At 73.3% G+C, this 25,130-nt stretch carries 22 protein-coding genes; 13 read left to right on the top strand and 9 right to left on the bottom strand.

Annotated features, from left to right (window positions below; genetic code table 11):
- Window positions 1-128: 128 nt before the first annotated feature.
- The gene (locus tag B0I33_RS18820) at window positions 129-3,017 is read left to right on the top strand and encodes an alpha/beta fold hydrolase (RefSeq protein ID WP_106180099.1); all 2,889 of its coding nucleotides are present in this window, start codon (window positions 129-131) and stop codon (window positions 3,015-3,017) included.
- The gene (locus B0I33_RS18815) at window positions 3,014-3,994 is read left to right on the top strand and encodes an ABC transporter permease (protein ID WP_106180098.1); all 981 of its coding nucleotides are present in this window, start codon (window positions 3,014-3,016) and stop codon (window positions 3,992-3,994) included. Before B0I33_RS18820 ends, B0I33_RS18815 begins: the two co-directional genes overlap by 4 nt.
- A gap of 45 nt (window positions 3,995-4,039) precedes the next feature.
- Here B0I33_RS18815 and B0I33_RS18810 read toward each other — a convergent pair whose 3' ends face one another.
- Together B0I33_RS18810 and B0I33_RS18805 are read right to left on the bottom strand one after the other, a co-directional pair.
- On the bottom strand, window positions 4,040-4,435 hold the full coding sequence (locus tag B0I33_RS18810) for a hypothetical protein (protein ID WP_106180097.1): 396 nt from the start codon (window positions 4,433-4,435) through the stop codon (window positions 4,040-4,042).
- 129 nt (window positions 4,436-4,564) lie between these two features.
- On the bottom strand, window positions 4,565-5,923 hold the full coding sequence (locus B0I33_RS18805) for a hypothetical protein (RefSeq protein WP_106180096.1): 1,359 nt from the start codon (window positions 5,921-5,923) through the stop codon (window positions 4,565-4,567).
- A 65-nt stretch (window positions 5,924-5,988) separates the two neighbouring features.
- Here B0I33_RS18805 and B0I33_RS18800 point away from each other — a divergent pair, with 65 nt between their 5' ends.
- Window positions 5,989-6,750, top strand: coding sequence for an enoyl-CoA hydratase/isomerase family protein (locus B0I33_RS18800; RefSeq protein ID WP_106180095.1), 762 nt, complete (start codon window positions 5,989-5,991; stop codon window positions 6,748-6,750).
- A gap of 93 nt (window positions 6,751-6,843) precedes the next feature.
- Window positions 6,844-7,224 carry a VOC family protein gene (locus B0I33_RS18795; protein WP_106180094.1) on the top strand — a complete coding sequence of 127 codons (381 nt, stop codon included), beginning with the start codon at window positions 6,844-6,846 and terminating at the stop codon, window positions 7,222-7,224.
- A gap of 12 nt (window positions 7,225-7,236) precedes the next feature.
- Here the strand turns inward: B0I33_RS18795 and uvrB are convergent, their stop codons facing one another.
- The 3 genes from uvrB to B0I33_RS18780 all read right to left on the bottom strand — a co-directional run bounded on the left by uvrB (window position 7,237) and on the right by B0I33_RS18780 (window position 11,106).
- A complete protein-coding gene (gene uvrB / locus B0I33_RS18790) occupies window positions 7,237-9,396 on the bottom strand; it encodes an excinuclease ABC subunit UvrB (protein WP_106180093.1) in 2,160 nt (719 codons plus the stop codon).
- A gap of 59 nt (window positions 9,397-9,455) precedes the next feature.
- A complete protein-coding gene (locus tag B0I33_RS18785) occupies window positions 9,456-9,683 on the bottom strand; it encodes a hypothetical protein (protein WP_425440489.1) in 228 nt (75 codons plus the stop codon).
- Window positions 9,684-9,819: 136 nt separating this feature from the next.
- The gene (locus tag B0I33_RS18780) at window positions 9,820-11,106 is read right to left on the bottom strand and encodes a PucR family transcriptional regulator (RefSeq protein ID WP_106180091.1); all 1,287 of its coding nucleotides are present in this window, start codon (window positions 11,104-11,106) and stop codon (window positions 9,820-9,822) included.
- Between the two features lie 59 nt (window positions 11,107-11,165).
- Here B0I33_RS18780 and B0I33_RS18775 point away from each other — a divergent pair, with 59 nt between their 5' ends.
- Window positions 11,166-11,705: a ribonuclease FAU-1 family protein gene (locus B0I33_RS18775; protein ID WP_106180197.1), complete on the top strand. Its 540-nt coding sequence runs from the start codon at window positions 11,166-11,168 to the stop codon at window positions 11,703-11,705.
- A 7-nt stretch (window positions 11,706-11,712) separates the two neighbouring features.
- On the opposite strand, the gene coaE is transcribed toward B0I33_RS18775, so the two are convergent.
- Complete coding sequence (coaE, locus tag B0I33_RS18770; protein WP_106180196.1) at window positions 11,713-12,897, bottom strand: dephospho-CoA kinase; 1,185 nt, start codon at window positions 12,895-12,897, stop codon at window positions 11,713-11,715.
- Between the two features lie 157 nt (window positions 12,898-13,054).
- Between coaE and B0I33_RS18765 the strand changes: the two genes are divergently transcribed.
- Window positions 13,055-13,273, top strand: a complete 219-nt coding sequence (locus B0I33_RS18765; RefSeq protein ID WP_106180090.1) for a hypothetical protein — start codon at window positions 13,055-13,057, stop codon at window positions 13,271-13,273.
- A 226-nt stretch (window positions 13,274-13,499) separates the two neighbouring features.
- Here the strand turns inward: B0I33_RS18765 and rpsA are convergent, their stop codons facing one another.
- Window positions 13,500-15,011 carry a 30S ribosomal protein S1 gene (gene rpsA, locus B0I33_RS18760; RefSeq protein ID WP_106180089.1) on the bottom strand — a complete coding sequence of 504 codons (1,512 nt, stop codon included), beginning with the start codon at window positions 15,009-15,011 and terminating at the stop codon, window positions 13,500-13,502.
- A 269-nt stretch (window positions 15,012-15,280) separates the two neighbouring features.
- Between rpsA and B0I33_RS18755 the strand changes: the two genes are divergently transcribed.
- The 6 genes from B0I33_RS18755 to B0I33_RS18730 all read left to right on the top strand — a co-directional run bounded on the left by B0I33_RS18755 (window position 15,281) and on the right by B0I33_RS18730 (window position 21,190).
- Window positions 15,281-16,129, top strand: coding sequence for a class I SAM-dependent methyltransferase (locus B0I33_RS18755; protein WP_106180088.1), 849 nt, complete (start codon window positions 15,281-15,283; stop codon window positions 16,127-16,129).
- A complete protein-coding gene (locus tag B0I33_RS18750) occupies window positions 16,126-16,998 on the top strand; it encodes a GNAT family N-acetyltransferase (protein WP_106180087.1) in 873 nt (290 codons plus the stop codon). The genes B0I33_RS18755 and B0I33_RS18750 overlap by 4 nt, the downstream gene beginning before the upstream one ends.
- A 27-nt stretch (window positions 16,999-17,025) precedes the next feature.
- A complete protein-coding gene (locus B0I33_RS18745) occupies window positions 17,026-17,958 on the top strand; it encodes a GNAT family N-acetyltransferase (protein ID WP_106180086.1) in 933 nt (310 codons plus the stop codon).
- 66 nt (window positions 17,959-18,024) lie between these two features.
- Window positions 18,025-18,714: an ABC transporter ATP-binding protein gene (locus tag B0I33_RS18740; protein WP_106180085.1), complete on the top strand. Its 690-nt coding sequence runs from the start codon at window positions 18,025-18,027 to the stop codon at window positions 18,712-18,714.
- Window positions 18,711-20,606, top strand: a complete 1,896-nt coding sequence (locus B0I33_RS18735; protein ID WP_106180084.1) for a YhgE/Pip domain-containing protein — start codon at window positions 18,711-18,713, stop codon at window positions 20,604-20,606. Before B0I33_RS18740 ends, B0I33_RS18735 begins: the two co-directional genes overlap by 4 nt.
- On the top strand, window positions 20,603-21,190 hold the full coding sequence (locus B0I33_RS18730; protein WP_181193357.1) for a TetR/AcrR family transcriptional regulator: 588 nt from the start codon (window positions 20,603-20,605) through the stop codon (window positions 21,188-21,190). The genes B0I33_RS18735 and B0I33_RS18730 overlap by 4 nt, the downstream gene beginning before the upstream one ends.
- Here the strand turns inward: B0I33_RS18730 and B0I33_RS18725 are convergent.
- The gene (locus B0I33_RS18725) at window positions 21,187-21,792 is read right to left on the bottom strand and encodes a Rossmann-fold NAD(P)-binding domain-containing protein (protein ID WP_245900808.1); all 606 of its coding nucleotides are present in this window, start codon (window positions 21,790-21,792) and stop codon (window positions 21,187-21,189) included. The two genes, B0I33_RS18730 and B0I33_RS18725, sit on opposite strands and share 4 nt — an antisense overlap.
- A 121-nt stretch (window positions 21,793-21,913) precedes the next feature.
- Complete coding sequence (polA, locus tag B0I33_RS18720; RefSeq protein WP_106180083.1) at window positions 21,914-24,625, bottom strand: DNA polymerase I; 2,712 nt, start codon at window positions 24,623-24,625, stop codon at window positions 21,914-21,916.
- A gap of 61 nt (window positions 24,626-24,686) precedes the next feature.
- Here polA and B0I33_RS18715 point away from each other — a divergent pair, with 61 nt between their 5' ends.
- Window positions 24,687-25,130, top strand: a complete 444-nt coding sequence (locus B0I33_RS18715) for a PaaI family thioesterase (RefSeq protein WP_106180082.1) — start codon at window positions 24,687-24,689, stop codon at window positions 25,128-25,130.

Here is a 25,130-nt window from a genome sequence, read left to right as displayed (position 1 = left end):
ATACTCCCCTCCACAACGATCTCCATCTTCGTGGTTCACCCTCCGGAACGCCAGCGTGCGTAGGCGGCATCACCTGTGCGCTCACGTAACGTGCGTCACACGACGGCAACCCTGAGCTCCGGGATCAGATGCCCCTGACCGGTTCTCAGCAAACGTCCCATACGGTGAACTTCGTGCCCCGTGTTCCCTTTCCCCCCGGCCGCCGCGCGCGCCTGGCCGCCCTGGTCGGCGTCGTCGTCCTGCTCGCCGCGGGCATCGTCTGGTTCAGTGGCGAGGACGACCCGCCCACGTTCGACACGAGGGTCGCCACGGTCGACGCCGCCGCCGCTCCCGGCTCGGCCGAGCGGGTCCAGCTCGACGTCACGCTGTACGTCCCAGAGCGCACGCCCGCACCCGCGGTGCTGCTGCCGCACGGGTTCGGCGGCAGCAAGGACAGCGTCACCGAGCAGGCGCGGGAGCTCAGCGAACGCGGATTCGTCGTCCTCACCTACTCGGCGCGCGGCTTCGGCGAGAGCACCGGCCGGATCGCGCTGAACGACCCCGACCGCGAGGTCGCCGACGCGAGCAGGCTGCTCGACTACCTGGCGGGCCTGCCCGAGGTGCTGCGCGACGGCGCCAACGATCCCAGGGTCGGCGTCACCGGGGCCTCCTACGGCGGCGCGCTGGCCCTGCTGCTCGCGGGCACCGACCGGCGGGTGGACGTCATCGCGCCCGTCATGACCTACAACGACCTCGCGCAGGGCCTGCTGCCCAACGCCGCCACCCGCGACGGTGTCGAGGCCCGCACCCCGGCGCCCGGCGCGTTCGCCCCCGACGGCGTCTTCAAGAGCGGCTGGGCCGGCCTGCTGTTCTCCGCGGGCACGGGCCTGCCCGCGGGCACCGGGGCCGGGCGCGAGGCCATCGAGCCCGGCGACGAGCCGGACGAGAACGAGGCCGCGCAGGGCGGCTCCGCCGCGGCGCAGGGCGCCGGGCCCCGCCCGGGCGCCGATCCCTGCGGCCGGTTCACCCGCGAGGTGTGCCGGGCGTACCAGGACGTCGCCGTGGACGGCCAGGCCTCGCCCGCGACGACCGAGCTGCTGCGGCGGGTGTCGCCCCGCTCGGTCACCGACCGGATCACCGTGCCGACGCTGCTGGTCCAGGGCGAGCACGACACCCTGTTCGGGCTCGACCAGGCCGACGCCAACGCCCGGCAGATCGCGGCGGCGGGCGGCCCGGTGTCGGTGCTCTGGTACACCGGCGGCCACGACGGCGGGGCACCGGGCCCGCAGCTGCGCTCCACGATCGCCGACTTCCTCGGCCACCACCTCACCGGGGAGGGCGACGCCCCCGGCATCGGCTTCACGTACCAGGTGCAGGGCTCGCTGCGGACGGACGGCGCTCCCTCGGTGCGCGACGTCCGCGCCCCCGCGTACCCGGGACTCGGCTCCGGTGCCACCGAGCGTGCCGACGTCGCGCTCGCCGGGCCGGAGCAGGCCGTCGTGAACCCGCCCGGTGGCGTACCCGCCGCCGTGAGCGGCCTGCCCGGGCTGAACGGGGTGGTCGCCAACTCCTCCCGGCTGTCCGGGCTGTTCACCGTCGACCCGCCCACGCAGTCGGCGACGTTCACCTCGCAGCCGGTGGACTCCCAGCTGCTCGCCACCGGGTCCGCCACGGTCCGCCTGCGGGTGTCCGCGGCCGGGAACGTGCCGGACGGCGGCGCCGTGCTGTTCGCCAAGCTCTACGACGTCAGCCCGAACGGCGTGCGGTCGCTGCCGGGCAACGCCGTGGCACCGCTGCGGATCCCGCGGCTGCCCGCCGACGGCTCCCCCGTCGAGGTGACGGTGACCCTGCCCGGGATCGTGCGGCCCTTCGAGTCGGGGCACCGGCTGCAGCTCGTGGTGGGCACCACCGACCAGGGCTACACCACGCCCGTGGAGCCCGCGACGTACCGGATCTCGCTCGCCGGCGGCACCCTGCGCGTGCCCGTGGTGCCCGGCAACGCGGTGACCTCGGGCTGGCCCGTCCCGCAGCTGATCGGGATCGGCGGGGCGCTGGCGCTGGCCGCCGCGGTCGCGGCGGTGGCGGCCGTGCGTCGCCGCCGCTCACACCGGGTCGACCCCGAGCTGGCCGGCACGCCGCTGGTCATCAACGGGCTGACCAAGTCCTATCCCGGCGGGCTCACGGCCGTGCGCGACCTGTCGTTCCGGGTCGAACCGGGCCAGGTGCTGGGGCTGCTCGGCCCCAACGGGGCGGGCAAGACCACCACCTTGCGGATGCTGATGGGGCTCATCGCGCCCACGGAGGGCGAGATCAGGGTGTTCGGCTACCCGGTGGGCCCCGGCGCGCCGGTGCTCTCCCGCATCGGCTCGTTCGTCGAGGGCTCCGGTTTCCTGCCGCACCTGTCCGGGGAGGCCAACCTGAAGCTCTACTGGGCCGCCACGGGCAGGCCCGAACAGCGGGCGCACGTCGCGGAGGCGCTGGAGATCGCCGGGCTCGGCGACGCGGTGCAGCGGAAGGTGCGCACCTACAGCCAGGGCATGCGGCAGCGGCTGGCGATCGCGCAGGCGATGCTCGGCCTGCCCGAGCTGCTCGTGCTCGACGAGCCGACCAACGGGCTCGACCCGCCGCAGATCCACCAGATGCGCGAGGTGCTGCGGCGCTACGCGGCCACGGGGCGCACGGTGGTCGTGTCCAGCCACCTGCTCGCCGAGGTGGAGCAGACATGCACCCACGTAGTCGTCATGCACCGGGGGCGGCTCGTCGCCTCCGGTGAGGTGGCCGAGATCGTCGCGGCCGGTGGCGAGGCCACGTTCCGCGTGGACCGGCCGGAAGCGGCCGCCGAGGCGCTGCGCGCCGTCGGCGGTGTGTCCGGTGTGGACATCGAAGGCCAGCTCGTGCACGCCGATCTCGACGGGCTGCCCCGGTCGCGGGCGGTGGCCGCGCTGGTCGAGGCCGGTGTCTCCGTCGAGCAGGCCGGGCCGAGGCGGCGGCTCGAGGACGCGTTCCTGCAACTGGTCGGGGAAGGGGACGGCACATGAGCGACCTGCCCGGAGGGGATGCCCACGGTGCCCGCGACCCGCGCGTCGACCGGGTCGATCACGGCGTGCACACGGATCCGGCGGCGCTGGACGAGCTGACCGACGCGGCGCGGAGCGAGACCGTCGGCGTGGGCAGCGACGGTGCCGTCGCGGGCTACCACCCCGGCCGGACGTTGCGGCTCGGCGTCGAGCTGCGCAGGCAGTTGCGCAGGCGCCGGACGCAGCTGCTGCTGGGGCTGGTCGCGCTGCTGCCGTTCGTCCTGGTGCTGGCCTTCGAGATCGGGGACGCGAACCCGAACCGCCGCTCGGGCGGGTTCGTCGACCTGGCCACCGCGAGCGCGCCGAACTTCGTGGTGCTGGCGATGTTCGTGTCGGGGTCGTTCCTGCTGCCGATGATCGTGGCGCTGTACTTCGGCGACACCATCGCGAGCGAGGCGTCGTGGTCGAGCCTGAAGTACCTGCTGGCGATACCGGTGCCCCGGCACCGGCTGCTCCGGCAGAAGGCGATCGCCTCGGCCCTGCTGGCGACGCTGACGCTGGCGGTGCTGCCGCTGGTGGCCCTCGCGGTCGGGGTCGTCTGGTACGGCGCGGGCGAGGCGATCAGCCCCACCGGTGACTCGGTGTCGTTCGGGCGCAGCCTGGTGGCGATCGCGCTCGGCACGGTGTTCATCGCGATCCAGCTGGCGTGGGTGGCCGGGCTGGCGCTGCTGCTCAGCGTGTCCACCGACGCGCCGCTCGGGGCGGTCGGCGGCGCGGTGCTGGTGGCGATCGTCTCGCAGATCCTCGACCAGATCACCGCACTCGGCGACCTGCGGGACTTCCTGCCGACGCACTTCTCGTTCGCCTGGATGGACCTGATCGCGACCGACGTCGACTGGACGGACATGGCCAGCGGCGTGCTGTCGTCGGTGCTGTACGCGACCGTGTTCGGCCTGCTCGCCGCGCGCCGGTTCGCCACCAAGGACATCACCAGCTGAGGTGCCGCCGCTCCGGGACCTGGCGGGTCCCGGAGCGGCCGCGGGTCAGGCGCGACGCGACGCGAGCGCCTGCAGGGCCGCGCCCGCGGCCACCACCACGGCCAGCGTCACGATCACGGCGGTCCCGAGCGCGGTGGGCGCGAACCAGCCCGCGGCGACCGTGACGGCGCTGTCGAGCACCCACAGCACGTTCACCGCGATCACCGCGCGCACCGCGGCGCGCGGCGGGTGCCGGCGGGTGGCCAGGGCGAGCACGGCCACCCCGAACACCACGAAGAAGGCGCCCGTCCCGAGCAGCAGGCTCGCGGGCAGGCCGAGTGGCGTGTCGAGGACACCGGCCAGGGGCAGCAGCGCCGCCCCGGTGAGGGTGGTGGCGACGCCGTCGAGGCGCAGCGCCAGCCGCAGCGGTGCGAGCGTGGACGTACGGATGGTCGCGGACATCGTGGAACTCCTTCGAACGTGGATCGGATGCTCCGACGATGGCCACGCGGGCACTGCCGGCACCATGCCGTTGCCCGCCGGACGCTGCCTGCCGCTGCCAAGTACTGCCGGCGGCAGGCCGGCGCCGGGTCAGCGGCGGGGTGTCTGCCCGGTCAGCGCGGTGCGCAGGTCCGCCGCGACGATCCTCGCCGCCGCGCTCTGCCAGTTGTGCAGCGTGCGCTCGGGCACCTGGTCGGCGAACCACGCCAGCGCCTTGCGGGACACCGGGTCGAGGTCGGTGCGCTTGGTGCGGACGCTGTAGGGCCGGATGCCGCGCACGTAGTAGAAGTACAGCGCGTTGTAGTGCCGCCACTCCTCGCTCGTGCCGAACTCCTCCCCCGTCGCCGGTTTGAGCCGGGTGACGCTCTCCAGCAGGAGCGCCTTGAGCTCGGCCGCGCGTTCCAGCGGCCCGTCGGGGACGCCGCGGGCGGCCAGCCGCGTCCCGATCGCGGGCAGCTCGGTGAGCGGGCTGGACACGAGCTTGCCGAGATCGCCGTAGTGCCGCAGGGCCTGCCGGGTGAGCCGGGCGAACTCCGCGTCGGCCAGGTCGGCCAGCCGGACCTCCCGGTCCTTGCGGGGCAGCGCGTCGGACACCTCCCGCAGCTCGCCCCGCGCCGCCCTGAGCCGCGGCGCCGAGCGGAACGCGAACCGGTCGAGCACCGACTGCAGCGGCCCGGCGAGCACCTGGATCCCGATCGCCGCCGCGACCACCCCGTAGAGCAGCAGCACCAGCGGCAGGCGGAGGCCGGTGACCGCGATCGCCACCACCACCTGCCCGCCGAAGACGACGGTCGCGGCGCACGCCGACAGCAGCGAACGCAGCAGGTCGGCCCGGACGGACTCACCCTCGTCGAAGGCGTCGAACACCACGATCACCACACCGAGGAGCACGAGGTCGACGCCGATGGAGGGCAGCAGCAGCGCCCGCGGCAGCAGGTCGAACCCGAGCACGACCAGCACGGTGCCCAGCCCGAGCATCAGCACGGCCGCGACGAGCACCGCCCGCACCGTGCTCGCGCGCGACCGCGCCGCCCGCAGCGCACCGTGACCGGCGAGGACGACCGCGAGCGCGCCCCCGAGCGAACCGGCGGCGAGCACCAGCAGGGCGGGACGGGCAGCGTCCACCCCGGCCAGCACCAGCGCCGAAGCGAGCGCGAACAGGGGCACGACGCCGAGCAGCCAGGCGCGGTCCGCACGCCGCGCACGGTCGTCACCACCCAGCCCGGTCAGGGCCCCGCTCCACGCGATCGCGGGCAGGCTCAGCAGCACCAGCCGCACGCCGGAGGAGCCGTCGGCACCGGCGGTGGCCTGCTCCACCACGAGGGCCACGGCGTAGCCGAGCAGCCCGCCACCCGCCCGCCGCAGCACCGGCTTCCGCGCATCCCGCGCGAGCAGGTGGAGGCCGAGCCACCACGCGACCGCGAAGGCGGGCACCGACACCCAGAGCACGGGAACAGAGCCTAGTGTGTTCCCGGCGCGCCGACCGGTGCGGCCGGGAGCGAGGAGGAGGACCGATGCCGTCGATCCACGTGGAGCCCGACGGGGACGTCGCCGTGCTGCGGATGGAGCACGGCCGGGTCAACGCGCTCGACACCGGGCTGTGCCGGGACCTGGCGGCCCGCCTGGAGGAGGTGGAGAACTCCGGGTACCGGGCGGTGGTGCTCACCGGCAGCGGCGGTGCCTTCTCCGCGGGCGTGGATCTCGTCCGGGTGCGCGACGGCGGCGAGCCCTACGTCCGGGAGTTCCTCCCCGCGCTGTCCGACGCGTTCCTGGCCCTGTTCGACTTCCCCCGGCCCGTGGTCGCCGCCGTGAACGGGCACGCCATCGCGGGTGGTGCGGTGCTCGCCGCCGCGTGCGACCACCGTGTGCTCGGGGTCGGGGGCGGCCGGTTCGGGTGGACCGAGCTCGCGGTCGGGGTGCCGTTCCCCCTCACGGCCCTGGAGATCCTCCGCAGCGCCTACGGCTCGCGGATCCTGCCCGAGCTGACGTACGACGCCCGAACGTACGACCCCGCGGAGACGCTGGAGCGCGGGCTCGCCGACGAACCGGCCGAGCCGGAGGCCGTGCTGCCGCTGGCGCTGGCCCACGCCCGCAGGCTGGCCGAAGTCCCGGCCGCCACGTTCGCGCACACCAAGCGGCAGCTGCACCGGCCCGCGACCGAGCGGATCGGCGAGCAGCGGGCCGCCGACGACGCCCGGGTCGAGGAGATCTGGACGGCGCCGGAGACGCTCGCCGCGATCAGCGACTACGTGCGGTCGGTCCTGCGCCGCGGCTGACCGGCGCTCGCGCCGGGCGAGCGGAAACGGACAACCCGGGAGTAACATCGTCGGACCGAAATCCCAGCTCACGCCCGCGCGGAGGAGGCCGGCATGCCTCGACCCGTCTACTTCGACATCCACGCCAGCGACCCGGAACGCGCGATCACCTTCTACACGGCGGTGTTCGACTGGCAGTTCGAACGATGGGGGCCCACCCCGTACTGGCTCGTCTCCACCGGGGACGGGCCCGGCATCGACGGCGGCCTCGCCCAGCGCGAGGGTCCGGCACCCGAGAACGGCGCCCCGGTGAACGCCTTCGCGGTCACCCTGGACGTGGCGGACGTCGACGCCACCGCCCGCGAGGTCGAGCAGGCGGGTGGCGTCGTCCTGGGGCCGAAGGCGGCGATCCCCGGGGTCGGCTGGCTGGTCCACTGCCGCGACCCCGAGGGCAACCTCTTCGGCCTGCTGGAGAGCGACCAGAGCGCGGAGTAGCCACGGCCGGGCTTACCGGACGCCGGCCGCGTCCATCCCGCGCAGCTCCTTCTTCAGCTCCGCGATCTCGTCACGCAGCCGCGCCGCCAGCTCGAACTGCAGGTCGCGCGCGGCCTGCATCATCTGCTCGGTCATCTGCTGGATGAGGTCGGCCAGCTCCGCGCGCGGCATGCCGCTGACGTTCTTGTCGACGAGCACACCGGAGCTGCGGACACGGTCGCCCTGCTCGGGCTTCTTGCCGCGCGAGGCGTTGCGGCCGGAGCCGCCCACGGCGACCTCCTGCTCCGAGTCCTCCGCCTCCGTGTACACCCGGTCGAGGATGTCCGCGATCCGCTTGCGCAGCGGCTGCGGGTCGAGTCCGCGCTCGGTGTTGTACGCGATCTGCTTGGCCCGCCTGCGGTTGGTCTCGTCGATCGCGTGCCGCATCGAGTCGGTGATCGTGTCGGCGTACATGTGCACCTGACCGGAGACGTTCCGGGCCGCCCGGCCGATCGTCTGGATCAGCGAGGTGCCGCTGCGCAGGAAGCCCTCCTTGTCGGCGTCGAGGATCGCCACCAGCGACACCTCGGGCAGGTCGAGACCCTCCCGGAGCAGGTTGATGCCGACCAGCACGTCGAAGTCGCCGCTCCGCAGCTGCCGCAGCAGCTCCACCCGGCGCAACGTGTCCACCTCGGAGTGCAGGTAGCGCACCCGGATGCCGAGCTCGAGCAGGTAGTCGGTGAGGTCCTCGGCCATCTTCTTGGTCAGCGTGGTGACCAGGACGCGCTCGTCCCGGTCGGCGCGGACGCGGATCTCGTGGACCAGGTCGTCGATCTGGCCCTCGGTGGGCTTCACGACGACCTCCGGGTCGACCAGCCCGGTGGGCCGGATGACCTGCTCGACGAACTCGCCGCCGGTCTGCCCCATCTCGTACGGCCCCGGCGTGGCGGACAGGTACACCGTCTGCCCGATCCGGTCGGAGAACTCCTCCCAGGTCAGCGGCCGGTTGTCCAGCGCGCTCGGCAGCCGGAAGCCGTGCTCGACGAGCGTCCGCTTCCGCGACGCGTCGCCCTCGTACATGCCGCCGATCTGCGGCACGGTGACGTGCGACTCGTCGATGACGAGCAGGAAGTCCTCGGGGAAGTAGTCGAGCAGGGTGGCGGGCGCGGAACCGACCTCGCGCCCGTCGATGTGCCGCGAGTAGTTCTCGATGCCGGAGCAGAACCCGACCTGCCGCATCATCTCGACGTCGTAGCTGGTGCGCATCCGCAGCCGCTGGGCCTCCAGCAGCCTCCCCTGCTTCTCCAGGTGCGCCAGCTGCTCCTCGAGCTCCGCCTCGATACCGCGGACGGCCTTCTCCATCCGCTCCGGACCGGCGACGTAGTGGGTCGCGGGGAAGATCCGCACCTCGTCGACCTCGCGCACGATGTCGCCGGTCAGCGGGTGCAGGTAGTACAGCTTGTCGATCTCGTCACCAAAGAACTCGACGCGGATCGCCAGCTCCTCGTACGCCGGGATGATCTCGACGGTGTCCCCCCGGACGCGGAACGTGCCGCGCGCGAACGCCAGGTCGTTGCGGGTGTACTGGACGTCGACCAGCGCACGCAGGAACCCGTCCCGCTCCACCTCGTCACCGACGGCCAGCCTGGTGGACCGGTCGAGGTAGGACTGCGGCGTGCCGAGACCGTAGATGCAGGACACGCTCGCGACGACGATGACGTCCCGCCGCGACAGCAGGTTCATGGTCGCGGAGTGCCGCAGCCGCTCGACGTCGTCGTTGATCGACGAGTCCTTCTCGATGTAGGTGTCGGTCTGCGGGACGTACGCCTCGGGCTGGTAGTAGTCGTAGTAGCTGACGAAGTACTCGACCGCGTTCTCCGGGAACAGGTCGCGCAACTCGTTGGCCAGCTGGGCCGCCAGCGTCTTGTTCGGCGCCATGACGAGCGTCGGCCGCTGCACGCGCTCGATCAGCCAGGCCGTGGTCGCCGACTTGCCGGTGCCGGTGGCGCCGAGCAGGACGACGTCCTTCTCCCCCGCCTTGAGCCTGCGCTCGAGCTCGTCGATCGCCGCGGGCTGGTCGCCCGCGGGCTCGTACTCGCTGACGACCTTGAACCGGCCCCCCTGGCGGGGGATCTCGGAGATCGGCCGGAACTCGGAATGCGCCAGCACGGGGTGTTCGGTTGCGAAAGCCACGTCACCAGGGTAGGCGCACCCACCGACAGTTCGCCCTCGGTCGGCCGATCCGGCGGCGGTCAGCCCGCGGCGGAGAGCTGACCGACCGAGGGTGCCACCTTGGCCAGGCACGGCTCGCACGGCATCCCGGTGATGCCGTGCAGCAGCTCGGCCTCACCGGGGCGCAGGTCGGCGCCGCACAGCGCGGTCAGGCTGTCGGGGATCTCGCCGGGACCGGGCAGCGGCACCACGTGGCACACCCGTCTCGTCTCGCCCACCACGCCGCGGCGTAGACGGACGACGGCCACCGTGTCACCCGGATAAGGCATTGCGGACCCCATAGCAGAAGGCTAGTGGCGGCCTGCCAAGAACGCTTCGTGTCGACCGACCAAGGATCTTGGGACACACTGGTCCGGCAGACCGAACAAGCGCGGACCACCGGGCTCAGGAACGCCGTGCGTGCTGCCCGTCGAGGACCGCGCCGCCGAGCCGGTGGCAGACGGTGAGGGCCATCTCCACGTCGAGCCGGTGGTCGGACACCGGCCTGCCGAGCAGCTCCTGTGCCTTGCGCACCCGGTACTGCACGGAGTTCTTGTGCATCGACAGCTGCGCCGCGGCGGCCGTGTAACTGCCCCCGGTGGCCAGGAAGACCCGCAGCGTCTCCCGCAGCCGCGCGTGCTGCTCGTCGTTCTCGGCGAGCGCGCCGAGCGTGTCCGCCACCCAGGTGCGGGCCGCTGCCAGGTCCGACGTCATCAGCGCGACCGTGCCGACGTCCCGGAACGTCAGCACGCGGTCGCAGTGCTCACCCGCCGCGAGGGCGAGCGCCTGCACGCGCAGCGCCTGCCGGTGGGTCCGCCGGAACCCTTCGATCCCCGCACCGGGGTCGCCGAACGCCACCCGGACCGCCGGATCCGCCTCGGCCAGCGCGCGGCGCACCCGCCCGGCGTCCGGCAGCACGGGCTCCGGGACGGGCAGCCACACCCAGGCGGACACCTCGTCCCTCGGCACGAACAGCGGCCGGGCGCCCATCGCGTCGTCGCGGAACCGGCTCGCCAGCGCCTCCAGCCTGGTCAGCGCGTCGGTGGGCGGGGTCCCCGGGGTCCCCGGCGAGCCCCGCGCATACCACGCGATCACGCCGACGTGGTGGCCCCGGAGCCGGTAGCCGACCGCGGCCTCACTCTCGTCGACGTCCGTGAGGTCCCCGTCCAGCAGCGCGCGGACGCGCGAGGTCAGCACCGCGCTCTGGTGGAACAGCCAGCGGTCGCGCTCCTCCTGGTAGGCGGAGACCACCTGCTGGGTGACCCGGTCGATGAACGCGAACGTCGTGGTCAGCGCGCTGCGCATGGTGACGCCGAGGGTGCCGGGGTGGTCGATGTGCCGCGAGCCCTCGTCGAGCGCGTGGTCGAGGATCGCCGTCTGCCCGAGGTAGTAGGCGCGGATCAGGTCGATCACCGGGGTGCCGCGCTGGGCGAGCCTGCGCGCGTACTCCATGGCCGCGGCGGGCGCCTCCACCCGGGCCGGGTCGATGCCGTGCTGGAAGATCCGCAGTGCCGTGTCGATGTTCTGGTAGACGCTGGCGTACAGCAGGCTGACCATGCTCTCGTCGTCGTTGATCAGCTCGGGCAGCTCGCGGTTGTACAGCTCCACCAGCTCGGCCGTGAGTTCCTCGGCACGGCCGCTGAGGATCGAGGCGATCTGCGCCAGCCTCTCGGCGACGACGGCGTCCGGCACGCGCCCACTCTACGGCGTGACATTCCCGGATTCGCTGTCAACCCGGAAAGATGGTGGCCATGACGGGCACCGAGGAGGCGATCCACCCGCCGAAGACCGAGACGTTCGACGTGAGCGCACGCACCAACACCGACCCGAAGGGGATCGTCCGCGACGTCGAGGAGTACCGGGTCCGGCCGTTCGGGCTCTACATGGCCCGCCCCGCGCCCGGCAGGCCGCAGTTCCGCTACCTCGAGTCATGGCTGCTGCCGGACCTGGGACTGCGGGTGACCGACTTCTGGTTCAACCCCGGCCACGAGCGGGAGCAGGACTTCTACCTCGACGTGGTGGAGGTGGAGATCCACGGCGACACCTGGCTGACCACCGACCTCTACCTCGATCTCGTGCTGCGGAACGGCCGTGGCGTCGCCGTGCTCGACACCGACGAGCTGCTCGCGGCCGTCCGCGCGGGCGCGCTCGCCGAGAACCGCGCGTGCCGGGCGCTGGAGACCGCCTACACGGCGGTCGACGCGCTCGCCGGGCACGGCTACGACCTGGCGGAGTGGCTGTCCACGCTGGACATCGAGCTGCACTGGCGCAGGCACCCGGCGCAGGGCTGAGGGCCGGTCAGGGCGTCCAGCCGGTGCGCGCGGCCCAGTCCTCGGCCCGGTGGAACGCCGCGTTCACCCACTGTTGTTTGTCGTCGGTGTAGCCATCCACGGTGCCGTCGGCCTGGTGCCGTCGCGCGAGCCGGTGCTTGAGCTCGGAGTACGCCCCGGCCTCGGCCGGCTCGGCCCGCAGCCAGTCGCGGAACAGCAGCGCGAGCCGCCAGCCCGGCCGGTCGGCGGGGCGCACGTGCAGGTTGACCGGGCGGGCCGGGTCGGCGCCGTAGTGGAACCGCTTCGGCCACGGCGCGCCGCCGTCGTGCGGCGTGTCCTGCCATTCGCCGTCGGCCCTCGGGAAGCCGGCGTCGGCCAGCGCGTCCGCGACGGCGTCCGCGTCGTCCAGCGAGGGCACGGTGAGCTGGAGGTCGAGGACGTCCTTGGCCGGCAGTCCCGGCACCGAGGTGGAGCCGATGTGGTCGGCCCGCAGCGCGGTGCCGCCCGCCGCGAGCCGCACGCGGGCGAGCGCGCGCTCGGCCTGCTGTGGCCACGTGTCGTCGGGCGGCGAGAGCACGGGCGACTGCGGCGGCCGGGGCTTGCGGAGCCGCAGGTTGGCCTCGAAGGGCACCAGCCGGTCGGCCCACAGGGCGTCGACCTCGGCGAGCACCACGTCGCGGGTGCCGCTGTTGTCGAGCCAGACGTCCGCCACGGCGCGGCGCCGCTCCCGGGTGGCCTGGGCGGCGATGCGGGCGCGCGCGTCCCGCTCGCTCATGTCCCTGGACTCGGCGAGGCGGCGCACGCGGACGTCCTCGTCCGCGTCCACGACGACCACGAGGTGGTAGTTCGCCGCGAGCCCGCCCTCCACCAGCAGCGGGATGTCGTGCACGACGATGGCGTCCTCGGCGGTCTCGGCCATGAGCCGCGCGGTCCGCTCGCCGATCCGGGGATGCATGATCGCGTTCAGCCGCGCCCGGGTCTCGTCGTCGGCGAACGCCTTCGCCGCCAGCGCGGCCCGGTCGAGTGAGCCGTCCGCGGCGAGCACGTCGGCACCGAAGGCGTCGACGACCTCGGCCAGGCCCGCGGAACCGGGCTCGACGACCTCCCTGGCGATGCGGTCGGCGTCGATCAGCACGGCGCCGTGCTCGGCCAGCCTCGCGGCGACGGTGGACTTGCCCGCACCGATCCCGCCCGTCAGTCCCACGCGCAGCATGTCCCGCATTCAACCAGCCCGGCGGTCGGATGCTGACGCTGAGGTATCAACCAAAACGTAATGCAACTGGTGAGGGTGACACGCCGGTGAGCTACTACTGTTTCGGTCATCATTTGCGTACGGTGCCAGCGACGGCAATCGCCCACACGGAGGAACGATGCCAGCCAGGAAACACGTCGGGAGGCACCGGCTCGGGACGCCCGGACTGGTGCACTGCGTTCGGCACCGGCCCGTGGCCGAGGCGCTCGCCGAGTACCGGCGCACCTGGCTGACCGGCCTGCTCGTGCCGGCGAAGCACAGCCTCGCCGGCCTGCGCCGCCGCGCGCGTGCCGCCGCCGTCGAGCGCGCCTGGGCACCCGCCGTCACCACCACCTGAGCCACCCGCCCGCGGCCCCGTACCCGTAGCCCGGGTGCGGGGCCGCTGCCTTCTCCCGTGCGCTTCCCCAATGCCACATTGGGTGCGCTCAACGCACCCAATGTGGCGTTCGGTGCGTTCAACGCACCCGATGCCACATTGGGGAGCTCGCCGGCGACGCGGAAAAAGGTGGCCCCGGTCCGATCGGACCGGGGCCACCCTGGGTCGAGCTGTGCTCAGGCGCTACTCACGCACCGCCGGAGAGCTTCTCCCGCAGCGCGGCGAGCTGCTCGTCACTGGCGAGCGTGCCGCCCGTGCTGCCGCCGCCACCGCGCTGACCGGACTCGGCAGGCGCGGAGGTGTAGCCCTGCTCGCCGCCGGTCTCGCCGGTAGCGGCGTCGGCGGCCGCGGCCGCGTCGGCCTCGGCGGCCTTGGCCACCTGCCGCATGTGCTGCTCGTAGCGCGCGTGGGCCTCCGCGTACTGCTTCTCCCACTCCTCACGCTGCTTCTCGTAGCCTTCCTGCCACTCCTGCGTGTCGGGGTCGAAGCCCTCGGGGTAGATGTAGTTGCCCTGCTCGTCGTACTCGGCGGCCATCCCGTACTGGGTCGGGTCGAACTCCGAGTCCGGCGTGAAGCCCTCGTTGGCCTGCTTCAGCGACAGCGAGATGCGGCGCCGCTCGAGGTCGATGTCGATGACCTTGACCATGACCTCGCTGTTGACCTGCACGACCTGCTCGGGGATCTCCACGTGGCGCTCGGCCAGCTCGGAGATGTGCACCAGGCCCTCGATGCCCTCCTCGACGCGGACGAACGCGCCGAACGGGACGAGCTTGGTGACCTTGCCCGGCACGATCTGGCCGATCGCGTGGGTGCGGGCGAACTGGCGCCACGGGTCTTCCTGCGTCGCCTTCAGCGACAGGGACACGCGCTCGCGGTCCATGTCCACGTCCAGCACCTCGACGGTGACCTCCTGGCCCACCTCGACGACCTCGCTCGGATGGTCGATGTGCTTCCAGGACAGCTCCGAGACGTGCACCAGGCCGTCGACGCCGCCGAGGTCGACGAACGCGCCGAAGTTGACGATCGAGGAGACGACGCCCTTGCGGACCTGGCCCTTGGCGAGCGCGTTGAGGAACTCGCTGCGCACCTCGGACTGGGTCTGCTCCAGGTAGGCACGCCGGGACAGGACCACGTTGTTGCGGTTCTTGTCCAGCTCGATGATCTTGGCCTCGAGCTCGCGGCCGACGTACGGCTGCAGGTCACGCACCCGCCGCATCTCGACCAGCGACGCGGGCAGGAAGCCGCGCAGGCCGATGTCGAGGATGAGGCCGCCCTTGACGACCTCGATGACGGTGCCGCGAACCGGCTCGTCCTTCTCCTTGAGCTCCTCGATGGTGCCCCAGGCCCGCTCGTACTGCGCGCGCTTCTTGGAGAGGATCAGCCGTCCTTCCTTGTCCTCCTTCTGCAGGACAAGGGCCTCCACCGCATCACCGACGGCGACAACCTCGGCCGGGTCGACATCGTGCTTGATGGACAGCTCGCGCGAGGGGATGACACCCTCGGTCTTGTACCCGATGTCGAGCAGCACTTCATCGCGGTCGACCTTGACGATGGTGCCTTCGACGATGTCGCCATCGTTGAAGTACTTGATGGTCTTGTCGATGGCCGCGAGGAAGTCTTCCTCCGTCCCGACGTCGTTGATCGCGACTTGCTGCGCCTGCGCGGGGGCAGTCGGGGCGGTGGTGGTGTCGATGGTCATTAGGTGGGTTGCTCCGGTAACGGCTTGTTGTAGTCGGGTGTGCAGTTCGCGTGCGCCGTGGGAGACAAGGCGATCACCTGACGAGCGGACACGATGAGCGGCCGCGAGCGTCACCTCAAGGTGCGCGACCCCGGTCCCCAGCACGTACACCGCTGAGTAAAGGCAGCGCGAACCCACTGCGCTAACGTCCATCCTACGCGGCCGTCCGCAGGCCGCACAATCAGGGTCCACGCGCGGCGGCGGGGCGCCGCGCAGGCAGGATGGCGCCCATGTCCACGCCGTCACCGAGCGACCGCCACGGCAGCGCGGAGCAGCGGCTCGGCACCGCCGGAGTCGCCCACCGGCAGGCCGGCGAGGCGGAGGCCGTCGCGGCCAACCGTGCCTGGTGGGACGCCGACGCCGACGACTACCTGGCCGAGCACGGCGACTTCCTCGGCGAGGCCGACTTCCTGTGGTGCCCGGAGGGCCTGCGGGAGGCCGACGTGCGGCTGCTCGGCGAGGTCGCGGGGGCCGACGTCCTGGAGATCGGCTGCGGCAGCGCGCCCTGCGCCCGGTGGCTCGCCGCCCAGGGCGCCAGGGTGACCGCGCTCGACCTGTCCGGCGGCATGCTGCGGCACGCCGCCGCCGCGAACACGCGCACCGGCCTGCGGCCCGCCCTGGTGCAGGCCAACGCCGAGCGGCTCCCGCTGGCGGACGGCGCGTTCGACGTCGCCTGCTCGGCGTTCGGCGCGGTGCCGTTCGTCAGCTCGATCGACGCCGTGTTCGGCGAGGTCGCCCGCGTGCTGCGGCCGGGAGGGCGCTGGGTGTTCGCGGTGACCCACCCGATGCGCTGGATGTTCCCCGACGATCCGGGGCCCGGCGGGCTGACCGTGACGCAGCCGTACTTCGACCGCACTCCCTACGTCGAGGTGGACGCCGACGGCTCCGCCACCTACGTGGAGTACCACCACACCCTCGGCGACTTCGTGCGTGCCCTCGCCGCCGCGGGCCTGCGGCTGGTGGATCTCGTCGAGCCGGAGTGGCCCGAGGGGCACACGCGGACGTGGGGACAGTGGAGCCCGCTGCGCGGCCGGTTCTTCCCCGGGACGGCGATCTTCCGCTGCGTCCGGGAGCCGTGACCGGCGACCCGCTGCTGCCGCGCGCGCCGGACGTCCCGGCGGGCGAGCGGCTGGTCGTGGACCTGCCGGGGGCCGGGCGCGCCGAGGGTGTGCTGTACCGGGGCCGGTACGAGGGCTGGGAGGCGCTGTGGCGCGCCCGCCGCACGTTCGAGCTCACCCCGCTGCCGGGCGCCGAGGGTCCCGCGGCCCTGTCCGCGCTGCTGCGTGTGCTGCGCGGCCGGGTGGACCGGGAGCGGCCGGGGGCCGACTCCGCGTGCGTGGTGACCCGGCCCAGCCGCGACCTGGCCGCGGGGCGTGTCCTGCTCGACGCGGGCCTGCTGCCGAGCACCGTGCTGGGCGTGCGCCCGGCGGGGGACACGCAGGACATCCACGACACGGAGGACACCGGGGGCGTCACGATCCGGCGGGCCTCGACGGCGGACGTGGCCGGCCTGGTGGAGCTGTGGCTCGCCGAGCTGCGGTACTCCGCGCTCGCGGGCCCCGGGGTGCTCCGCCCGGGCGCCGCCGGGCTCGTCGGCGCGGAGCTGCGACGGGCCGTGCGCGCGGGGGAACCCGTGTGGCTGGCGGAGTCGGCCGGGATGCCGGTGGGTCTCGCGGTGTGCGGCCGGCCCGCGCCCGATCCCGCGCGGCTGCCCCCGGGCTCGTGGGGCCGGGTGGGCACGGTGTCCGTGGCCCCGGGCGTCCGCGGCACCGGGATCGGCCGGGCGCTGATGGCGGTCGCGCACCGGGACCTGCTCGCGCCGGGCGCGCGGGGGACGTATCTGTTCTACAGTCCGCACAACGCACTGGCTTCGGTGTTCTGGCACCGGCAGGGATACCGTCCACTGTGGACGACGTGGGAGGTCCGCCCGGCGACGGCGCTGCGCTGACCCGAGGGCGGCAGGGAGGGGGAAGTCGTGGACACCGGGACCGACCTGGTCGCCGCGCAGGCGGACCGGTTCGCGGCGATCGACTCGCTGCTGCCCGTGGCGGCGAGCCCGCCGGACGGCGAGACGCTGGTGGCCACGCTGCCCGACGGCCGCCGCGTGACGGGAGTGCTGCGGCGGACCGACATCGACCCGGCGGCGCCGGAGGCGCTCTGGTCCGCGCTGCGGGTGTGGGAGCTGACCCCGCTGCTCGGCGACGGCGGCACCGCCGAGATGGACGCCGTGCTGCGGGCCTGCCGTGCCCGGCTGGACCGCGAGCGCCCGGTCACCGACTCGGCGTGCGTGGTGGCGTGGCCGAGCCGGGACGTGGAGGCGACCCGCGCCCTGCTCGACCACGGCCTGGTCCCGCTGACCGCGCTCGCCGTGCGCGGGGCGGGCACCGCGGCCGGGGCGGGCGATCCCGCCGTGCGGATCCGGCGGGCGCGACCCGCCGACGTGGAGCCGATCCTGCGGCTGGAACGCGTCGAGATCGAGTACTCGGCGCAGGTCGGCAACCTGCGCCCGCGGCCCGGCTCGGGCGAGCGGGACCGGCGGCGGAGGACGTTGCGGCGCAGGCTCGCGGACGGCGAGCCGGTGTGGCTCGCCGAGCTCGGTGGCGAACCGGTCGGGTTCGCCGACGGCGGCCGCACCGACGTCACCCCGGAGACGTCGTTCGGCACGATGCTGCCCGCGGGCCGGTGGGGGCAGCTGCACAGCGTCGCCGTGCTGCCGGGGGTGCGGGGCAGGGGTGTCGGCCGGGCCCTGCTGGCGGCGGCGCACGCGGAGCTGGACCGTGACGGGGCCCGCGGCACGAGCCTGTTCTACAACCCGCCGAACCCGCTGGCGTCGGTGTTCTGGCATCGCCAGGGCTATCGCCCGCTCTGGACCATCTGGGAGGTCCGCCCCGCGGCGCTGCTCCGCTGACCCCGGGTGGCGGCCGGTATCGCGGAGCGCTAATTTGAACTGACCAGTCAGTTCAAGGAGGCGGGAATGCGCGTGGTGGCCGACCGGGTGTCGCTGGACGGGCCGCACGGCCCGCTGCTGCCGCCGACGTCGCTCACGGTGGCCGAGGGGGAGCTCGCCGTCGTCCGGGGTGAGCCGGGCGCGGCAGGCACCGCCCTCGCGCTGGCCCTCACCGGACGGCTGCGGATGACGACCGGCACCGTGACCGTGGAGGGCGGGCCGCCCGGCATCTCCCTGCGCGCACTGGCCGCCGTCGTGGACGCACCCGGCCTCACCGAGCCGGAGGCGGCGCTGCCGCTGCGGGTCGTGGCGGGCGACGAGCTCGCGCTGGCCGGGCGTCCCGCGCGCCGCGCCGCCGTGCGCACGTGGCTGGCCTGCCGCGACTGCGCCGCCGACGCGGACACCCGGTTCGAGCGGCTGCCCGCCGCGCTGCGCGTCCGGCTGCTGGCCGACCTGGCCGCCGCCCGGCGCGACGTCCGGCTGCTCGTGCTCGACCAGCCGGACCGGCACGGCGCGGACGTCGAGTCGTGGCTGCTGCCCGCACGGGAGCACGCCGAACGGGGCCTCGCGGTGGTCGTCGTGACCGCCACCACCACGGCCGGGGCGCTGCCCTGGCCCACCGCCCGGCTCGGTGAGACCCGGCAGCCGGAGCCGCCGCGCTGCGCACCCGACCCCGAACCGGACGAACCCGAGGACCACATCGAGGTGACCCGATGAGCAGCGTGCGGATCGCCATGGCCGAGCTGCGCAGGCTGACCACCGGCACCCTCCCCCGGCTCGCCGTCGCCGCGCTGATCGCGGTGCCGCTGCTGTACGCGTCGCTCTACCTCTACGCCAACCACGACCCGTACGGTCGGCTCGGCGAGCTGCCCGCCGCCGTGGTGACGGAGGACGCGGGGGCCGCCGGTCCCGGCGGCGAGCGGCGCGACCTCGGCAGGGAGATCGCCGGCGAGCTGGTCTCGTCCGGCGGTTTCGACTGGCACGAGGTCTCCCGGGGCGCCGCGGACGAGGGGGTGCGGGACGGCACGTACGCGTTCGTGATCACGATCCCGCGCGACTTCTCCGCCGCGCTGCTCTCCAGCGGCGAGCTCGACCCCCGCCGCGCCACGATCACCCTCACCACGAACGACGCCAACAACTACCTGTCGCACACGATCGCGAACCAGGTCACCGATCAGGTCAGGGACACGATCGCACGGCGGGTGGGCGACGAGGCGGCGAACAGGTTCCTGCTGGGATTCTCCACCCTCCACGGCAGGACGAAGGAGGCCGCGGACGGGGCGGCGCGGCTGGCCGACGGCGCGGGCACCCTGGTGGACGGGCAGCGAAGGCTCGCGTCCGGGGCACGGGAGCTCGCCGAGGGCTCCACCCGGCTGGCCACCGGACTGGACACGCTGCGCTCGAGCACGGAGTCGCTGCCGGAACAGGCGCGCCGCCTCGCCGAAGGGGCGAGCCAGGTCGCCGAGGGCAACGCGCGGGTCGCGGCCGCGGGTGCCGGGCTCGCCGCGGAGTCGGCGCGGCTGCGGAACGGGCTCGACGACGCCGGGGACCGGCTCGCGCAGCGGTTGCGGGACTCCGGGCTGCCCGAGGAGGACGTGCGGCGGGCGCTCGACGTGCTGGCCGACGCGCGCGCCCCGGTCGAGGAGGCGGACGCCCGCGTGCAGCGGGCCGCGGACCAGCTCGGCACGCTGGCCGACGGCGCGCGTCAGGTCGCCGACGGCGCCACGCGGCTGGCGGCCGCCGCACCCCGGCTCGCGTCCGGGATCGCCTCCGCCGCCGACGGTGCAGGCCGGCTGGCCGGGGGTGCGGCCGATCTCGACCGGGGAGAGCAGCGGGCCGTCACGGGTACCGAGCGGATCTCCGACGGCGCGGTGCGGCTGCGGGAGGGCCTGCGGGAGGGCCTCGGGCAGATCCCGAACCCGGACGAGTCCACGCGGGAGGCCACGGCGGACACGATCTCGGACCCGGTCGCGGTCCGTTCGGTCGGCCTCGCGTCCGCGGGCACGTACGGCGCGGGACTCGCGCCGTTCTTCATCGCGCTCGCCACGTGGATCGGCGCGTTCGTGCTGTTCCTGCTGGTGCGGCCGCTGTCGCCGCGGGCGCTCGCGGCGGGGGCCTCGCCGCCGCGGGTGGCGCTCGGCGGCTGGCTGCCCGCCGCGCTGCTGGGACTCGCGCAGGCGGTGGTGCTCTTCGGCGCGGTGACGTGGCTGGTCGGCATCCCGGTGGCACACCCGCTCCCGGCGCTCGGGTTCGTCCTGCTCGCCTCCCTGGCGTTCACCGCGATCCTGCACGCGCTCAACGCGCTGTTCGGCGCGGTCGGCAAGTTCCTCGGGCTGGTGCTGCTGGTGTTGCAGCTCGTCAGTGCGGGCGGCACGTTCCCGTGGCAGACGCTGCCGGACGCGCTGCACCCGCTGCACGTCGTGCTGCCGATGGGATATGTGATCGACGGCCTGCGGCACCTGCTCTACAGTGGCGCATCGATGCACATCCTCACCGACATCGCCGTGCTGCTGGCCTATCTCGCCTGCGCACTGGTCGTGTCGGTGCTCGCCGCCCGCAGGCGTCGCGTGTGGACGGCCGCACGGCTGAAACCGGAGCTGGCGTTGTGAGTGCCCGCGCGGACGCCACCCGGCGCAGGTTGTTCGAGGCCACGATGCGGCTGGCCCGCAACCGCGGCCTGCACGATGTCACCGTGGAGGAGATCGCGGCCGCGGCCGGGGTCGCCAAGGGCACGGTGTACTACAACTTCGGCAGCAAGGACGGCCTGGTCGACGCGCTGCTCCGGTACGGGGTCGATCTGCTCTCGGAGCGGCTGCGCGCCGCCGCCGGTGCCGACGACCCGGTCGCCGGACTGAGCGCGCTGGTGGACGGCGCGCTGGAGTTCATCAGCGAGTACGCCGGGTTCTCGCACATCCTCGTCAGCGAGCTGTGGCGCACGCCGGGTCGCTGGCACGAGACGCTGCGCCCGCTGCGGGACGGCATCATCGCGATCATCGCGGAGCAGCTGCGCCGGGTCGCCGAGGCGGGCAGGCTGTCCCGTCGCGTCGACGTGGGCACCGCGGCGGCGGGGTTGTTCGGCACGCTCCTCGTCGTCGCCCTCGACTGGCTGGTGTTCACGCCGGAGCGCAGCCGCGCCGAGGTGCGAGACTCGGTGCTCGCGCTGCTGCTCGGCGTGGCAGGCGACGGCTCCTAGCGGACGGGCAGCCCGCGGCGCTGACCCACCTGGTGCAGCGACGAGTGCCTGCCTGCCAGCGCCCGGCGCACGGCGACGAGCACGCCGTCGACGATCTCGTCGTGCGCGAGGGGACGCCGGGGGTCCTGCTCGGACACGCTGCCGAGCAGGACCTGCTGGGTCGGATGCCCGACGAGCAGGGGATCGGGCTCGTCGGGGATCCGGCCCAGGTCGGCGAGGGCACGCACCTCCACGACGGGTGCGGCGCTCGCGAGCAGGGGTTCGACCGCCCCGAGGACGGACCGCCGGTACGTCTCGTGCACCCACGCCACCAGCAGCCCGGCGGGGGCGGTGAGGACCTTCTCCGTCTTGCGGGCCAGCTCCCGGGGACGGTCCCAGTGGGCTTCCACCCAGACGGCCTTGCCCGGGTCGGGGAACGCGTCCGGGCGGGCGTGCGATGCCCTGCCGGGCGGCGCCGAGGCGGATATGAGCTCCTCCGGCGCGGGCAGCGGGCTGTACCTCCGGCACGGCAGGACCACCCGCCAGCCGTCACCGGCCAGCACCTGAGCGACCTCGCTCAGCATTCCGGTGCCGGCCAGCATCAGCGCGTTTCGGGCAGTCACGTCCGGAAAGTACCCAGTTCACGCCCGCACTACTCCCCCACCCGGCCCGGCCGCAGTGAAGGCCACCTTCAGTGCGTTGAACGCAGTGAAGGTGGCCTTCACTGCGTGGCCGCAGGCGGTGCTAGTGCGCCGCGTCGTTCCACGAGCGGCCGAAGCCGACCGACACCTCCAGCGGCACGGCCAGGTCGCACGCGGCTCCCATCTCCTTGCGCACGAGCGCCTCGACCTCGGCGTGCTCGCCGTCGGCGATCTCCAGCACCAGTTCGTCGTGGACCTGCAGCAGCAGCCTGCTGCCCAGGCTGGACTCGCTCAGCGCGCGGTGCACGCCGATCATCGCGACCTTGATGATGTCGGCGGCGCTGCCCTGGATCGGCGCGTTGAGAGCCATCCGCTCGGCCATCTCGCGGCGCTGCCGGTTGTCGCTGGTGAGATCGGGCAGGTAGCGGCGGCGGCCGAGGATCGTCTCCGTGTAACCCACCTTGGCGGCGCGGTCGACGACGCTGTGCAGGTAGTCGCGCACGCCGCCGAACCCGGCGAAGTACTCGTCCATCAGCCCCTTGGCCTCCTCGGTGGAGATCCGAAGCTGCTGGGAGAGCCCGTACGCGGACAGCCCGTACGCCAGGCCGTAGTTCATCGCCTTGATCTTGGCGCGCTGGGAGCCGGTGACCTCGGTGGGGTCGACCCCGAACACCCGGGCCGCGGTGGCGGCGTGGAAGTCGAACCCGGACTGGAAGGACTCGATGAGCGCCGCGTCCTCGGACAGGTGCGCCATGATGCGCATCTCGATCTGGCTGTAGTCCGCGGTCATCAGCTCCGTGTAGCCGGGCCCGACCACGAACGCGTCGCGGATGCGGCGGCCCTCCTCGGTGCGGATGGGGATGTTCTGCAGGTTCGGGTCGACCGAGGACAGCCTTCCTGTCGCCGCGATCGTCTGGTGCAGCGTGGTGTGGATGCGGCCGTCGTCCGAGATGGACTTGATGAGGCCCTCCACGGTGGTGCGCAGCCGGGTGGCGTCGCGGTGTTCCAGCAGGTGCGCGAGGAACGGGTGCTCGGTCTTCTCGTACAGCGTCTGCAGCGCCTCGGCGTCGGTGGTGTAGCCGGTCTTGGTGCGCTTCGTCTTCGGCATGCCGAGCTCGTCGAAGAGCACCACCTGCAGCTGTTTCGGCGAGCCGAGGTTGATCTGCTTGCCGATGACGCTGTAGGCGTCCTCGGTGGCCTGCTTGACGCGCGCCGCGTAGTGGGCCTCGAGCGTGGTCAGCTGGTCGGCGTCGACCGCGATGCCCGCCGCCTCGACCTCCGTGATGACCTCGAGCAGCGGCAGCTCGATGTCCCCGAGCAGCGTGGCGGCGCCGATCTTGTCGACCTCGCCGGACAGCGCCGAGGCGAGCTCCGCGATCGCGCGGGCCCGCACCAGCTCGGCCTGCACGAGCTTGGTGTCGCCGTCGTCGGAGTCGAGCAGCGACAGCTGCGCGTCCTCGCCCTCGGCCTCGGACCGCAGCTCCCGGCTCAGGTAGCGCAGTACCAGGTCGTCCAGCTCGAACGAGCGCTGACCCGGCCGGACCAGGTAGGCGGCCAGCTCGGTGTCCATGGCCAGGCCGGCCAGCCGCCAGCCCCGGGAGAGCAGGGCGTGCAGGGGACTCTTCAGCGCGTGACCGACCTTGCGGACGCCCGGGTCGGCGAGCCAGGCGACGAAGGCCTTCTCGTCCCGCTCGTCCATGCCGGACACGTCGAGGTAGGCGCACTCGCCGTCAGGCGCCGCCAGCGTGACCGACTGCAGGTCGGACCGTACGGAGGCGCCCGTGGTGCGGAACGCGAGACCGACGGTGGTGCCCGTACCCGCGTGCGCGGCGAGCCAGCCCGCCACGGAGCCGGGCTCCAGCGCGCCGCCGCTGACCTCGAAGCCCTCGTCGGCCTCCGGCTCGGCACTGCTGAGCGTCGCGAACAGCCGGTCGCGCAGCACCCGGAACTCGAGCTCGTCGAACAGGCGGTGCACGGCGTCCCGGTCCCACGGCCGCACCCCGAGGTCGTCCGGCCTGGTCTCCAGCGGGACGTCACGGACCAGCTCGGTCAGCTGCCGGTTGAGCATGACCGCGTCGAGGTGGGCGCGCAGCGCGTCGCCGACCTTGCCCTTGACCTCGTCGACCCGGTCGACCAGGTCCGCGAGCGAGCCGAACTGCTTGATCCACTTGGCGGCGGTCTTCTCCCCCACGCCGGGGATGCCGGGCAGGTTGTCGGACGGGTCGCCGCGCAGCGCCGCGAAGTCGGGGTACTGCGCCGGCGTGAGGCCGTACTTGTCCTCCACCGAGGCCGGGTCGAAGCGCACGAGGTCGGACACCCCCTTGCGGGGGTAGAGCACCGTCACCGCGTCGTTGACCAGCTGCAGCGCGTCCCGGTCGCCGGTGCAGATCAGCACCCGGTAGTCCGCGGCACCCGCCTGCGTGGTGAGCGTGGCGATGATGTCGTCGGCCTCGAAGCCCTCCTTGGTGAGCACCGGGATGCCGAGGACGGCCAGCACCTCCTTGATGAGGTCGACCTGCCCCTTGAAGTCGTCCGGGGTGGTGAGCCGGTTGGCCTTGTAGTCGGCGAACGTCTCGGAGCGGAACGTCTGCCGCGAGACGTCGAAGGCGACCGCGAGGTGCGTGGGCTGCTCGTCGCGGAGCAGGTTGATCAGCATGGAGGTGAACCCGAACACCGCGTTCGTGACCTGGCCGGTGGACGTGCGGAAGCGGTCGGCGGGCACGGCGAAGAAGGCCCGGTACGCCATCGAGTGTCCGTCGATGAGCAGGAGCCGGGGTGTGTCGTTGGCTACGGAGGTGTTCTCGTGGGGGCTCACGGGAGCGAGTCTAGGGTGAAGGCCTGACAGTCCTGCCTGCGTATCGACCTAGGAGCGGTGAGTGACCGAGCACGTGTCGGAGGCGGAGATCCGCGAGCAGCTCGCGGGCATCAATCCGCAGGTCGCGGAGCAGCAGCTCAACGACAAGGTGGGGCTGGAGTTCGTCGAGCTCGCCCCGGAGCGGGTGGTCGGCACGATGCCGGTCGCGGGGAACCTGCAGCCGTACGGGCTGCTGCACGGCGGCGCCAACGCGGTGCTGGCCGAGGCGCTCGGATCCACCGTCGCGGCGCTCAACGCGGGCGCGGGGCGGGCCGCGATGGGGCTGGAGCTGTCCTGCACCCACCACCGCGCGGCGACGAAGGGGCACGTCACGGGCGTGGCCACGCCCCTGCACGTCGGGCGCGGCACCATCACCTCCGAGATCGTCATCACCGACGAGGAGGGCAGGCGCACCTGCACCGCGCGGCTGACCTGCATCGTCCGGGACAAGCCGCCGGGCGCGTAA

The organism is Prauserella shujinwangii, assembly GCF_003001955.1.
In the GTDB taxonomy this organism is placed as follows: domain Bacteria; phylum Actinomycetota; class Actinomycetes; order Mycobacteriales; family Pseudonocardiaceae; genus Qaidamihabitans; species Qaidamihabitans shujinwangii.
Note: the sequence above shows the minus strand (reverse complement) of the source record. Positions and strands in the feature narration are given on the sequence as shown.

What these genes read in the sequence shown, in the direction of transcription:
- B0I33_RS18755 (WP_106180088.1), top strand. Translation starts at nt 15,281, where the DNA reads ATGTCCACGCCGTCACCGAGCGACCGCCACGGCAGCGCGGAGCAGCGG.
- B0I33_RS18815 (WP_106180098.1), top strand. Translation starts at nt 3,014, where the DNA reads ATGAGCGACCTGCCCGGAGGGGATGCCCACGGTGCCCGCGACCCGCGC.
- B0I33_RS18820 (WP_106180099.1), top strand. Translation starts at nt 129, where the DNA reads ATGCCCCTGACCGGTTCTCAGCAAACGTCCCATACGGTGAACTTCGTG.
- B0I33_RS18740 (WP_106180085.1), top strand. Translation starts at nt 18,025, where the DNA reads ATGCGCGTGGTGGCCGACCGGGTGTCGCTGGACGGGCCGCACGGCCCG.
- B0I33_RS18765 (WP_106180090.1), top strand. Translation starts at nt 13,055, where the DNA reads ATGCCAGCCAGGAAACACGTCGGGAGGCACCGGCTCGGGACGCCCGGA.
- coaE (WP_106180196.1), bottom strand. Translation starts at nt 12,897, where the DNA reads ATGCTGCGCGTGGGACTGACGGGCGGGATCGGTGCGGGCAAGTCCACC.
- B0I33_RS18810 (WP_106180097.1), bottom strand. Translation starts at nt 4,435, where the DNA reads ATGTCCGCGACCATCCGTACGTCCACGCTCGCACCGCTGCGGCTGGCG.
- B0I33_RS18795 (WP_106180094.1), top strand. Translation starts at nt 6,844, where the DNA reads ATGCCTCGACCCGTCTACTTCGACATCCACGCCAGCGACCCGGAACGC.
- B0I33_RS18735 (WP_106180084.1), top strand. Translation starts at nt 18,711, where the DNA reads ATGAGCAGCGTGCGGATCGCCATGGCCGAGCTGCGCAGGCTGACCACC.
- B0I33_RS18775 (WP_106180197.1), top strand. Translation starts at nt 11,166, where the DNA reads ATGACGGGCACCGAGGAGGCGATCCACCCGCCGAAGACCGAGACGTTC.
- rpsA (WP_106180089.1), bottom strand. Translation starts at nt 15,011, where the DNA reads ATGACCATCGACACCACCACCGCCCCGACTGCCCCCGCGCAGGCGCAG.
- B0I33_RS18800 (WP_106180095.1), top strand. Translation starts at nt 5,989, where the DNA reads ATGCCGTCGATCCACGTGGAGCCCGACGGGGACGTCGCCGTGCTGCGG.